This window comes from Kitasatospora sp. NPDC090091, from assembly GCF_044747365.1.
Classification (GTDB): Bacteria; Actinomycetota; Actinomycetes; order Streptomycetales; family Streptomycetaceae; genus Kitasatospora.
Genome location: NZ_JBIVDY010000047.1, coordinates 1 through 13,133, shown reverse-complemented (window position 1 = coordinate 13,133; position 13,133 = coordinate 1). Strand labels below are relative to the sequence as shown.

At 73.4% G+C, this 13,133-nt stretch carries 7 protein-coding genes and 1 pseudogene; 5 read left to right on the top strand and 3 right to left on the bottom strand.

Annotated elements, in window-relative coordinates; all coding sequences use genetic code 11:
- The 4 genes and pseudogenes from ACIPSC_RS38810 to ACIPSC_RS38795 form a co-directional block, all read left to right on the top strand.
- On the top strand, window positions 1–3,016 hold a 3,016-nt coding region (locus tag ACIPSC_RS38810; protein ID WP_400835067.1), incomplete at its 5' end, for an amino acid adenylation domain-containing protein.
- A gap of 148 nt (window positions 3,017–3,164) precedes the next feature.
- Window positions 3,165–4,529 carry an MFS transporter gene (locus ACIPSC_RS38805; RefSeq protein ID WP_400835064.1) on the top strand — a complete coding sequence of 455 codons (1,365 nt, stop codon included), beginning with the start codon at window positions 3,165–3,167 and terminating at the stop codon, window positions 4,527–4,529.
- On the top strand, window positions 4,526–5,485 hold the full coding sequence (locus ACIPSC_RS38800) for a GNAT family N-acetyltransferase (protein ID WP_400835061.1): 960 nt from the start codon (window positions 4,526–4,528) through the stop codon (window positions 5,483–5,485). Before ACIPSC_RS38805 ends, ACIPSC_RS38800 begins: the two co-directional genes overlap by 4 nt.
- Before the next feature lie 125 nt (window positions 5,486–5,610).
- Window positions 5,611–5,841 (top strand): annotated as a pseudogene (locus tag ACIPSC_RS38795) (transposase family protein); the annotation flags it as partial.
- A gap of 64 nt (window positions 5,842–5,905) precedes the next feature.
- Here the strand turns inward: ACIPSC_RS38795 and ACIPSC_RS38790 are convergent.
- Window positions 5,906–6,445: an SMI1/KNR4 family protein gene (locus tag ACIPSC_RS38790; protein ID WP_400835058.1), complete on the bottom strand. Its 540-nt coding sequence runs from the start codon at window positions 6,443–6,445 to the stop codon at window positions 5,906–5,908.
- A gap of 449 nt (window positions 6,446–6,894) precedes the next feature.
- On the opposite strand from ACIPSC_RS38790, the gene ACIPSC_RS38785 reads away from it, so the two are divergent.
- Complete coding sequence (locus ACIPSC_RS38785) at window positions 6,895–7,806, top strand: phytoene/squalene synthase family protein (protein WP_400835055.1); 912 nt, start codon at window positions 6,895–6,897, stop codon at window positions 7,804–7,806.
- Between the two features lie 81 nt (window positions 7,807–7,887).
- On the opposite strand, the gene ACIPSC_RS38780 is transcribed toward ACIPSC_RS38785, so the two are convergent.
- Together ACIPSC_RS38780 and ACIPSC_RS38775 are read right to left on the bottom strand one after the other, a co-directional pair.
- On the bottom strand, window positions 7,888–10,590 hold the full coding sequence (locus ACIPSC_RS38780) for a SpoIIE family protein phosphatase (protein WP_400835053.1): 2,703 nt from the start codon (window positions 10,588–10,590) through the stop codon (window positions 7,888–7,890).
- A gap of 287 nt (window positions 10,591–10,877) precedes the next feature.
- Window positions 10,878–12,902 (bottom strand): sensor histidine kinase, encoded by a 2,025-nt coding sequence (locus tag ACIPSC_RS38775; RefSeq protein ID WP_400835050.1) that lies wholly within the window; start codon window positions 12,900–12,902, stop codon window positions 10,878–10,880.
- Window positions 12,903–13,133 lie beyond the last annotated feature (231 nt).

Below are 13,133 nucleotides of genomic sequence, written 5' to 3'. Positions count from 1 at the left end.
CTTCGAACGCCTCGTAGAAGCCCTCAACCCCACCCGCACCCCCCACCACCACCCCCTCTTCCAAACCATCCTCACCCTCAACAACACCACCACGGGAACGGACAGTTGGTCATCGGCGGCGCCGGTCGGCCCGGAGCAGGAGTCCGGCCGGACGGCCAAGTTCGACCTCTCCTTCACCGTCACCGAGCAGCGCACTGCCGACGGCGCCCCCGACGGCCTCACCGTCACCGTCGAGTACGCCGCCGACCTCTTCGAACCCGCCACCGTCGAACGCCTCGCCGACCAGTTCCAGCGCATCCTGCGCAGCGCCGCCGAACACCCCGACACCCCCATCCACGACATCGACCTGTTCACCGAGCACGAACGCCGGGCCCTGTTCACCGACTGGAACGGCCCGACGCGCGAACTCCCCGGCCGGACGCTGCCGGAGCTGTTCGCGGCCCAGGTCGCCCGCACCCCCGACGCCACCGCCGTCACCTGCGGCACCGACACCCTCAGCTACACCGAACTCGACACCGCCGCCAACCGCCTGGCCCGCCACCTGGTGGCCCGCGGCGCCGGCCCCGAGCGACTGGTCGCACTCGCCGTCCCACGCTCGGTGGAGACCCTGGTGGCCGTGCTCGCGGTGCTCAAGTCCGGTGCGGCGTACCTGCCGATCGACCTCACCCACCCGGCCGAGCGGATCGCCTACACCCTCGCCGACGCCCGGCCGCTCTGCGTGCTCACCACCACCGAGGCGGCTGTCCGGCTGCCCGCCACCGAGCACCCGCAGCTGCTGCTCGACGGCCCGGACACGGTGGCCGCACTGTCCGCCCTGCCCGCGCACGACCTCACCGATGCCGACCGTTCGGCGCCGCTGTCGCTGCGCAACCCGGCCTACGTGATCTACACCTCCGGCTCCACCGGGCGCCCCAAGGGCGTGGTGGTCGAGCACCACTCGCTGGACGCCTACCTGGCCTGGGCCCGCGAGGCCTACGGCAGCGTGGCCGGCCGGGCCCTGGTCCACTCGCCGGTCTCCTTCGACCTCACCGTCACCGGCCTGTTCGCCCCGCTCACCAGCGGCGGCACCGTCCAGCTGATCGAGCTGGACGACCAGGCGCCCACGGCGGGGGAGTTCGAGCGCCCGGCCTTCGTCAAGGCCACCCCGAGCCACCTGGCGCTGCTGACCGCGCTGCCCGAGCGCTTCTCACCCAGCGAGCAACTGGTGCTCGGAGGCGAGTCGCTGATGGGCGAGGTGCTGGACGAATGGCGCCGCCGGCACCCGGGCGCCACCGTGATCAACGAGTACGGTCCGACCGAGACCACCGTCGGCTGCACCGAGTTCCGGATCGAGCCCGGCGACACCGCGCCCTCCGGCGTGATCACCATCGGACGGCCGGTCTGGAACACCCGGATGTACGTGCTGGACGAGGCGCTGCGGGCGCTGCCGATCGGCGTCGGCGGCGAACTCCACATCGCCGGCGACCTGGTGACCCGCGGCTACCTCGGCCGCCCGGCTCTGACCGCCGAGCGCTTCCTGCCCGACCCGTTCGGCGAGCCCGGCTCCCGGATGTACCGCACCGGCGACCTCGGCCGCTGGCACCACGAAGGCCGGCTGGAGTTCCTCGGCCGCACCGACGACCAGATCAAGCTCCGCGGCTTCCGCATCGAACCCGCCGAGATCGAAACCCACTTCACCGGCCGAGCCGACATCGCCCAGGCCGCCGTCCTGCTCCGCGAGGACTACCCGGGCGACCCGAGGCTCGTCGCCTACCTCGTCCCCACCGACGACGCCCTCCCGGACCCGGCCGAACTCCGCGCCACCGCCGCGGCCCGACTCCCGGCCCACCTCGTCCCGTCCGCCGTCGTCCTGCTCGACACCCTCCCGCTCACCCCCAACGGCAAGCTCGACCGCCGCGCCCTCCCCGCGCCGGCCACCACGACCGGCGGGGCCGGCCGCGCACCCCGCACGCCCCGCGAGGAAGTCCTCTGCGGCCTCTTCGCCACCACCCTCAACACCGAAACCGTCGGCATCGACGACAACTTCTTCGACCTCGGCGGCCACTCCCTGCTCGCCGCCCGGCTGACCGCCCGGATCCGTGACGAACTGGGCGTCCGGGTCGGCCTGCGGGCCCTGTTCGAGACCCCGACCGTCGCCCTGCTCGCCGAGCGGATTGAGGGCGAGGGCGACACCGGATCCTCCGACGGGCTCGGGCAGCTGCTGCCGCTGCGGACCGGCGGCACCCGTCCGCCGCTCTTCGCCGTGCACCCCGGCGGCGGCCTCGGCTGGTGCTACTCCGGCCTGGTCCGCCATCTGGACCGCGACCGGCCGCTGTTCGCACTGCAGGCCCGCGGGCTCGACGGGGACGGCGAACTGCCGGGCAGCGTCGCCGAGATGGCGGCCGACTACCTGCGGCTGATCCGGGAGGTGCAGCCGAGCGGCCCCTACCACCTGCTCGGCTGGTCGTTCGGCGGCACGGTGGCCCACGAACTGGCCCGTCAACTGCAGGCGGCGGGCAAGGAGGTGGCGCTGCTGGCGATGCTCGACTCGCACCCCACCGGCCGGTTCCGGCACGCCGGCCGGCCCAGCGACGCGGAGATCCTCTCGCTGGCGCTGGACGGCCTCGACCTCGACGAGCCCGGCGCAGACGCCACAACCCCCACCGCCGCGACGGCCGGCGACGGCGACGCCCTGGGCGACGGACTCCCCACCGCCGAGGCGGTGTTGGAGCTGCTGCGGGTGCGCGGCAGTGTGCTGGCCGGGCTGGACCCGGCGGCGCTGCACCGGCTGGTGAAGGTGACCGCCAACAACATCGCGCTGGCCCGGGGCGAACAGCCCGGCCGCTACCGGGGGCGGGTGCTCTTCTTCGAGGCCCTGCCCGGCCGGGGCTCCGACGGCACCCCGCTGACCGAACTGTGGACGGAGCACGTGGACGGCCCGATCGAGAACCACCCGCTGGACATCCCGCACAGCCGCTTCACCACGCCGGAGGCCCTGGACGTGATCGGTCCGATCCTGGCCGCCCACCTGCGCTGACCGGAGCCGGGGTGGTGCGGACGGCCCGCCAGCCGCACCACCCCGGCCCCCGCCCGCCCCTCCCGTGCCACCCCTCCCTCGCCACCTCGTAGCGGAGCCCTGCCATGCCCCTTTCCCTCGCTCCTCCCCCGCCCCCTCCGGAGGTGCCGTGACCACGTTCCTGCTCATCTGGGCCGGCCGGCTGCTCACCGCCGTCGGCTCCAGCATCTCCGGCTTCGCGCTCGGCCTGTGGATCTACCAACAGACCGGTTCCGTCACCCAGTTCGCCACCGGCCTGCTGCTCGGCTTCGCCCCGGGCATGCTGGCCGCCCCGGCCGCCGGCGTCCTCGTGGACCGCCACCGCCGCCGGACCGTCCTGCTCTGTGCGGACGCGGCGGCCATGCTCGCCGCCGTGGCGATGGCCGCCGCCGAGGCGACCGGGCACCTGGCCGTCTGGCAGGTCTACGCGACCACCGTCGTGGAGTCCTGCTGCGCCACCTTCCAGTGGCCCGCACTGGCCGCCGCCGTCACCGGCATGGTCCGGCCCGAACAGCGCGGCCGGGCCGGGGCGATGACCCAGACAGCCCTGGCCGGGGCCCAGCTGCTCGGCCCGATGCTCGCCGCCCTCCTGCTCGGCGCGGGCGGGCTGCGCGCCGTCCTGCTGACCGACGTCGTCTCGTTCGCACTGGGACTGCTCACCCTGCTGATAGCCCGCTTCCCCGAGCCGGCCGGCCACCGGGACCGCCCACCCGGGCGCGCCACCGACGCGGCGCAACGCCGGGGCTGGCGGACCGAGTTGGCCGAGGGCCGGCGGCTGCTCACCGGCCAGCCGGGACTGCGGCACCTGCTCCGCGTGGTCACCGTGCTCAACGCGGCCGAGGCCGCCGCCACCGCCCTGCTGCTGCCCCTGGTGCTCGCCGGCACCCCGGCCGACGGCCAGAACGCCGCGGTCGCCACGGTCAGCACCGCCGGAGGCCTCGGGCTGGCGGCCGGCAGTGTCGCCATGTCGATCTGGTCCGGCCCGCGCCGGCCGCTCGCCTGGGTCACCTCGGCCACCGTTCTCAGCGGCGGCGCCGTCCTGGCCGCCGGCCTCCACCCGCGCCCCGCCGCACTGGCGGCGGCCGCCTTCACGTTCTTCCTCGGCCTGCCGGTGGTGACCAGCTGCGCCCAGGTGCTCTGGCAGTCCGCCGTGGCCGCCGAGGCACAGGGCCGGGTCTTCGCCCTGCGCCGGATGTTCACCCAGGCCGGCACCCTGCTCGGCTACCTGCTGGCCGGGCCGCTCGCCGCACAGGTCTGCGAGCCGCTGGTGGCCCCCGGCGGCCCGCTCGACTCCACCCTCGGCCGCCTCCTCGGCACCGACCGGGACCGCGGCAGCGCCCTGCTGCTCTGCTGCACCGGCCTGCTCCTGGCCGTGACCGGCCTGGCCGGTCGCCGCCACACCGTCGAGGCGCTTCCGCCCCCGGAACCGATCGGGTGCGATAGAACCGCCCTGACCAGGATTCCCGCCAACTCCACCGATGCGGAGCCACTGTGATCGTCCGTCCCACCGCCCCGTCCGACCTCGACCGCGTCCTCCCGCTGATCGTGCCCGACCCGGCCACCGGCCTGACGGCCGACACCTACCGGACCCGCCTCGCCGACGGCGAGTACCGCCCCGACTGGACCTGGGTCGCCGAGGACGCCCCCGGCGGCGCCCCGCTCGCGCTGGCCGTCTGGTGGGGCGACCCGGACGGCGACCTGCCCGACGCCCTCGACGCCGTGTTCGTCCACGACTCGGTGCAGTCCGCCGCCGACCGCACCGACCTGGCCGCTCAGCTGCTCACCGCCGCCCACGCGGCCTACGCCGGGGCCGGCGCCGACGCCGCCCCGGAGTACCACCTCGTCCTCCCCGGCGACTGGCGCGACCGTCCCGAGGCGGTCGCCGCCGTGGCCTGGCGCCGGGAGGCGGCCCGGCGGGCCGGCCTCCCGGTGGGCCTGGAACGCCTGCGCTACGAGTGGACGCCCCCGGTCGGCCTCCCGGAGCCGTCCGGCCGCCTCGTCCTCCAGCCCGAGCCCGAGGACGAGGTCTTCGTCGACCTGTTCCGCCGGGTCCTGGTGGGCACCCTCGACGCCGACTCCCGCAAGGAGGCCGAACGCCTCGGCGCCGAGGCCCAGGCCCGCGCCGACGTCGCCTTCTACCGCGACACCATGCTCGGCGACCGCTCCTGGTGGCGCATCGCCCGCACGCCGGACGGCGAGCCGGTCGGCTTCGGCATCCCCTCCCGCAACCACGCCTTTCCCGTCGTCGGCTACCTGGGCGTCGTCCCGGAGCACCGCGGCCGCCGGTACGGGGACGACATCCTCGCCGAGATCACCCGGATCCTCGCCGCCGAGACCGCACCCGAACGCGTCCGCGCGGACACCGATCTCGTCAACACCCCGATGTCCGCGGCCTTCGACCGCCTCGGCTACCGGAACGACACCCGCCGTCTGGTCCTCTCCCCCCACTGAGCCCGATCACTGAGCTCTTTCAGAGTGGCCACTGATCGGGCGACGGGCCGGCGTCCCGCAACGAACGAGGTTCCCGTGCCGTTGAGGGAGGTGTTCGGTCTCAACTCTTCAGCGCAGGAGCCTCGTTGGCTCCCTATCCTGCTGTACTCGACCTGCCGCACGCCCTGGTCGAGTGGGTATCCATGCCCATCGTCACCCGTGAGGGTGACCGACGCTGCAGGCTCCCGCCCCACCGGCGTTCCCTCGTCGGCCTGGTCTACCTACGCCGGCACGACACGCTCGCACAGATCGCCGCCGGCTTCGGCATATCCGTCGGGAACATCGCCGCAGCCGTCCTCACCCCGTCAGCGCTGATGAATCTCATTGCCGTTCCAGGGTGAGGACGGATGGGTAATGGCCGTCATCCAGTTGGGAACCGCCTCACGACCAGGCAAGTCGACCTTCGGTGAACCGACAGACCGGGGAGCTTCCATCGGCGATCCTCGTCAGCGTCTCCGCTACGGAGTCGAAATACTGGGCCATCGATTCGTACTCGCCCGTGACCGTGGGGCCACTCACGAACCAGCTGCCGACGCGTCCGTCCCGCACATCGATGAACTTTCCCATCCAGCCGTCCTGGTCCGACAGGAACGGGATCCACTCGTTACGCCAGAACGGATTGTCCGGCTGGCCCGGAGGGTCGAATCCGCACGACGTGGAGCGGTTCGCGTAGAGCCTCTCCATCGCCCGGATGCCCAGAAAGAAGCTTCCCTCGTCGGGGAACCCGTCGAAGCCGCAGCACATTACGTCGTCGTCGACGTCTTCCTCCGGCAGATCCAGATTGTTCTGCAACAGCCAGGTCCGCAGGTCCCCATGCAGGGAGATCCCCATCCGTTCCTCGGCTGCCGCGAGCATAGGCTCCGTAGCGGGCCCTGGCAGCTCCGCGTGATCGGCCGGCGCGTGCTCCCGAAGAAGACTCATCACACGCGACCAACTCTCAGCCACACTCATCGCCCTCTGCCCTCTGGGTTCTCTACAGGGATGTTTCCGTCCGATTACGCCACTGCGGAGGTTGGGAAGTACCGGCCGGAGAACCTTGCAGGGATGGTACTTCGAGCATGCGCTCCATTCCTCCCCACGACTGTCTTCCGCCCCGAAGCGCAGGGCCGGCCCTCAGCGAAGTGACCGCCAAGCGACTTTTCACAGACAACCCACTGTGCCCGGCGGGCCCAGCCGAGGAGCTTCCCGGGCTCAAGCGAGGGCCACCGCGTCACCCTGGAGTGACGGAGCTGAAAACGCTCACTGATCCGCCTCCCGAAGCCCCACCGGGCCCGCACCGCGCGGTGGGGCCGGGAATCGACCTCCCGTCCGGCCGGTGATCACCGGCCGTCTAGGCTCGGTGTACACCGATCAGGGAGGGGCGAACACGCGTGGGCAGCTGGGAGAGCGCTCTGGACGCGGCCGGGATCGACGACCCCGGACTGCGCGCGGACTACAGCCGGCAGCACCGGCAGGTCGAGCAGTACAAGCGGGAGGCCGTGCTCGCCGCACGGCTCCTCCTGCCGGCGCCGCTCGTGCCGCACGTGATCGCGGCCACCGCCTTCATGCACCGCACCGACAGCCTGCTCGACAGCGGCCCGCTCGACGGGCGGAAGGCGGCGTACGCGCGCTGGGAGCAGGAGGTCGCCGACGGCCTCGCCACCGGTGGCACCGACCACCCCGAGCTGCGGCCCCTGCTGAACACCGTCACCGCCCACCCCGCCCTGCGCGACCGCGCGCTGGAGCACCTCGCCGGGGCCCTCGCCGACCTCGACTTCACCGGATTCGCCACCGAGGCCGACTACCAGCGCTACGTGGACGCCTACTCGCTGCCCGCGTTCATGGTCGTCGCCACCCTGCTGGGCCCGGACGGCGACCGGACGGCCTACCGGGCCGCCTGCCGCACCTTCATCGACGCGAGTCAGCGGCTCGACTTCGTCAGCGACCTCGCCGAGGACCTGGCCGACGGCCGCCTGACCATCCCCGCGCAGACCCTCGATCGGCACGGGGTCACCCGCGCCGATCTGGAGCAGGCCCGCGATCTCCCCGCCGTCCGGGCGATGATCACCGAGCAGCTCGACCTGGTCGACCGCACCCTCGCGGAGGGACGCGCCGTGGCCGGCCTCGTGCCGCCCGCCCACCGGCCCATGGTCCGCTGCATGATCGGCCTGGACGAACTGACCAGCACCGCCGCCCGCGCGGACATCCCCGCCCTGTTGCGCCGCTCGGCCGGCCCCTCCAAGCCCGCCGCCCTCCGCCTGCTCGGCCGCGAGTACCTCCGGGCCCGCCGCGCACGCCGCTGAGCCCCCGGCCGGCCGGGCGGCGCGCACCGCCACGGCCCCACCGGCCGGGCGTCCCCCGCCCGCCCCGTCCTCGTCCTCGTCCTACTCGTCCGCGGGCCAGGCCGCGTCGTCGACGGGCCAGGCCATCGCGTCCAGCGGCCAGGCCGTCCCGGCGCCCGGTTCCAGGAACTGCTCCGCCCAGATGATCTTGCCCTGCGAGGTGTAGCGGACGCCCCAGCGTTCGGCGAGCCGCGCGACGAGGAACAGGCCGCGGCCGCCCTCGTCGTCCGCGACGGCGTAGCGCAGGTGCGGGGCGGTGCTACTGGTGTCCGAGACCTCGCAGATCAGCGTCCGGTCGTAGAGCAGCCGCATCGTGATCGGACCGGTCGCGTAGCGGATCGCATTGGTCACCAGCTCGCTGAGCACCAGCTCCGTGACGAACACCGCCTCGTCCAGGCCCCACTCGGTGAGCTGCCGGGTGGCATCGGCACGGGCCCGGGCCACGGCCGCGGGGTTCTCGTCCACCTGCCACTCGGCGGTCCGGCCGGGCTCCAGCACCCGGGTGCGGGCGACGAGGAGCGCGATGTCGTCGGTCTGGCGGGCGGGCAGCAGGGCGTCGAGCACGGCGTCGCAGGCCTCCTGGGGCGACCGGTCGGGCCGGGCCAGGGAGGCGGTCAGCACGTCCAGGCCGACCCCGAGGTCACGGGTGCGGTCCTCGATCAGGCCGTCGGTGTAGAGCACCAGACTGCTGCCCGGGTCGAGCCGCACCTCCATCGCCTCGAAGGGCATCCCGCCCAGGCCGAGCGGCGGACCGGCGGGAAGGTCCAGCAGCTCCGCCGTGCCGTCCAGGCGGACGAGCGCGGGCGGGGGATGGCCCGCCCGGGCCAGGACGCAGGTGGCGGTGGTGGGGTCGTAGATGGCGTAGAGGCAGGTGGCGCCGGTGATCGCCAGCGACCCCTCGACCGCGGCCGCCTCCTGGTCGATGTGGGTGACCAGGTCGTCCAGGTGACCCAGGAGCTCGTCCGGCGGCAGGTCGAGGGTGGAGAAGTTCTGGACCGCGGTGCGCAGCCGGCCCATGGTCGCGGCCGCGTGGAGGCCGTGGCCGACGACGTCGCCCACCACGAGCGCCACCCGGGTCCCCGACAGCGGGATGACGTCGAACCAGTCACCGCCGACCCCCGCCTGGGCGGGCAGGTAGCGGTAGGCGACGTCGAGGGCGCTCTGCTCGGGCAGCCCGCGCGGCAACAGGCTGTGCTGCAGGGTGACGGCCATCGTGTGCTCGCGCGTGTAGCGGCGGGCATTGTCGATGGACACGGCGGCCCGGGCGGCCAGCTCCTCGCCCAGGGAGAGGTCGTCCTCGTCGAACGGCTCCTTGTCCCGGCCGCGCCAGTAGCACGCGACGCCCATCAGCACGCCCCGTGCCGTCAGCGGGACGGCGACCAGCGACACCAGGCCGAAGTCCATGACCGCCCGCGTGCGCTCGGCGTCCTGCTTGCGCCACCCGGCGTCGACCGCCACCTCGGGGACCAGCGCGGAGCGCCCGCTGACGAAGCCCGCCGCGTGCGGGGTGCTCCCGGCCCACCTGACCAGTTCCCCCTGCGGGTACAACGGCGAGTCGTCGCGGACGCCCGTGACCGCCACCCGCTCCAGCTCCACCGGGGCACCGACCGTCAGGACCGGCGGTTCCTCGCCGCGCAGGACCTCCTCGGCGAGGTCGACGGTGGCGTAGTCGCAGAACTCCCGGGTGGCCACCTGCGCGAGCTCCTCCGCGGTGCGCCGGACGTCGAGCGTCGTGCCGATGGACATGCTCGCGTCGTACAGCAGTCGGAGCCGGCCGCGCGCGATCTCCGCCTTCCCGGCGAGGGCGAGCAGTTCGGTCGAGTCGCGCAGGGTGGTGACACTGCCGGACGGGCCGCCCCCGCTGTCGGTGGGGCGGGTGTTGACGGCCAGCAGACGCTCGCCGACCGGGAGCACTTCGTCGCTGACCGCGCGGCCGGAGACCAGCAGTTCGGCCGTCCGGGGAGCGAGGCCGAGATCGGTGACGGCGCGCCCCTCCACGTCGGGAGGCAGGTCGAGCAGCCGACGGGCCTCGTCGTTGGCGAGCCGGACCCGGCCGTCGCCACCGACGATGGCCACGCCCTCGCGCACCGCGTGCAGCACCGCGTCGTGGTGCTCGTACATCCTGGTCATCTCCTCCGGCCCCAGACCGTGGGTCTGCCGCAGGAGACGTCTGCCCACCAATGCCGTACCGGCCGTGGCCAGGCCGAGCGCGACCGTGCCGGCACCCAGGACGACCGGCAGCTGCCGGTTGACCGCGCTGCTCACGTTGGCGACCTTCATCCCGGACGACACGATGCCCACGACCGAACCGTTGGCATCCTCCACCGGGACCACCACCTGGTACTCCAGTCCGAGCGGGCCGTGCACCTGCTCGACGGTGACCGCACCGTTCAGCGACGGGCCGATGGTGCCGACGAACTGCTTGCCGATCTGCTCGGGCTGGGGGTGCGTGTAGCGGATGCCGTTCCGGTCGGTCACCACGATGAAGTCGACGTGGGCGTCCTTGCGGGCCGCCTCCGTCAGCGGCTGGAGCACGGCGCTCGGATCGGGGCCCTGCATGGCGTCCACCAGCCCGGGGCTGTGGGCGAACGCCTGGGCGGCGGCCAGCGATCGGTCCCGCGCTGCGTCGTACCGATCGCTGCGGGACTGGATCAGCAGCGCGACGACGGCTGCCACCACGAGCAACAGCACGATCAACACCTGCAGGACGAACATCTGCCCGGCGACGCTGCGGATGTTCATCATCGACCGCAGACGGTACGCCGAAGGCTCCTTCGTAACTGCGCGTGGATCTCGCCGCCCACGACGGCCACCCGGCCGGCGCAGAGGCGGCCGGGTGACGGGGCCCGTGTCTCTGGCCATACACCCATGGTCCCCTCCCGGAGGTGAGCGGGGCATATCGCCCGCTGTGACCACGTACGGCGAGCACCTGCACGACATCCCCGTGCACGCTCCGTAGCCGTCGCCTGTCCCGTTCCCCGTGCCGGCTCACCCGCTCGCCGCCTGCTCGCCCGCTCGTCCGACGCGGCGGATCACCCGGCCCGGCCGCGCGGGAGGACGGCTCGGACGACGGCCCCGACGGGGGCGTTGGTGGCGGTGAAGGTGCCGCCGAGCTCTTCGGCGCGCTCGGCCATGGAGCTGAGGCCCACACCGGACGTCGCGGTGTGGGTGGGGAAGCCCGCGCCGTTGTCGGTGACCTCGACGGTGACCCGGTCCGGCGGGGCCCGGAGGGTGAGCCGGGCGGCGGTGGCACCGGAATGACGAACCACGTTGTTCAGGGCCTCGCCGCTGATCCGGTAGACGGCGACCTCGACGGCGGCGGGGAGCGTGGGCAGCGGGTCGGGCCGCAGGTCGAGGGTGACCCGGAGCTGCCGGCTGCCGAGGGTGGCTGCGAGCCGGCGGAGCGCACCGGTCAGGCCCTTGCCGTCGAACGGCGCGGGGGCCAGACCGTCGGTGATCCGGCGGAGTTCCGTGATCGCCTGGCCGATGCCGGCGGAGGCCGTGGTGAGCGAGGCCGCGGTGGTCGAGCCGTCGGGCAGGTCGGTGCGGGCGGCGTCGATCCGCAGGCGCAGGCCGGAGAGGGCGGGGCCGAGGCCGTCGTGGAGGTCGTGGCGGAGCCGTCGGCGCTCCTCCTCCCGGGCCAGCACCAGCAGCTTGCGGCTGGCCTGGAGGTCCTCGTAGAGGCCGAGCGAGGCGATCGCGGGCGAGGCCTGGTCGGCGAGGAGGCGGAGCACCGTCCGGTCCTGCCGGTCCAGCTCGGACTGCCCGTAGCGCGGCGGCACCAGCAGCTCGCCGATCTCGGCACCCTCGTAGGTGAGCGGAAAGCTCTCGCCGGGCCGGTCTGCCGCCCCGAGACGGGCCAGCTCACGCGGTCCGCCACGGGTCCGGATCCGGACCGCCGCGGCCGGAAGCCCGAGCGCCTCCACCACAGTCCGGCAGAGCAGCGGCGGGGTGTCCGCCGGGTTCACGGCGTGGCTCATCCGCTCCGCCAGCTGCCGCACCAACTGGTACGGGTGGGCCCGTTCGCCGTAGTAGTACCGGTCCACGGCACGCCCCACGCCCCGCGCGGCCGGCCGCAGCAGAGCGCCCAGGACCCCCGCCGCCACCAGCTGCCACCACCGCGTCCCGCCCCCGGTACCGGGCTGCACGCGGTGCATCAGGTAGACCGCGAACAGGATGACGATGAACACCAGGGTGAGGTAGGCGTAGGCAGCCAGGTAGCGCCGGGTGACCCGGTCCAGCGAGAGCTGGCGGTCGCGGCGGAAGGCGGCCATCGGTACCAGCATCCAGACCGCCTCGCCGGCCACGAGAACCGCGTACGGCAACCACCCGGGGTAGTCGCCGACGTAGTGCGGGACGGTGACCAGGGCGGCCCAGACCACGTAGGCCACCACGACCTCGGGCAGGTACGGGTGCGGTCCGGGCGACTGCCACCAGCGGACCGCGGCCACCATGAGGGTGAGCCCGAGGCCGGCGGTGAAGACGTCGAAGGTGTACAGGCTGAGCCACCCGGCCAGCCGGGCATACAGCGCGGTGTCGTGGAGCGGGTTCGGCAGGGTGTACCACTGGGAGTCCGCGGCCGTGTCGGAGAAGGCTAACAGGGCGCTCAAGGCGGCCACCAGGACGGTCACGGAGCGCCAGATCCCGCCGGGGAGACGGGCGTCGGGGAGCCAGAGCGGGAAGGTCACCACCGTGAAGGCGTTGGTGAAGCTGGTGACCAGCACCACGGCCGTGATCACCTCGGCGACCGCCGGCCCGGCACCGGACAGCGCCGCGGCCAGGATCACCACCATGCGCAGTGCCTGGAACAGGCCGGTGGCCAGCATGAGGACGCCCATGCCCCGGCCGTTCCGGTTGACCACAAGGAACAGGCCGGCGAGCGTGAACGTCAGACCGAGCGCGAGCCAGAGTCCGTCGGCGAAGTAGTTCTCGCTGACGCCCGCCACCCCGGGGTGGGTGAGCGCGAGGACCGACCACACCACCGCACAGACCAGTGCGGCCGCGGCCGCCGTCAGGGCGCCGGCGACGCCGGTGCCGACGGTAGCGAACCCTCTCATCCACGCACCTCCCTGGCCCAGGCCATGCTGCCAGGCCCGCTGTCCCAGCCGCACGGGCCACCGGTCCCGGCCCCGATGGGACCGGTGGGAGCGCCTGGTGACAAAACCCCGGAAATGCGAAGAACCCCCGATCCGTGAATGGATCGGGGGTTCTTCAGAAGAATTGTTCGGCGGCGTCCTACTCTCCCACAGGGTCCCCCCTGCAGTACCATCGGCGCTGTGAGGCTTAGC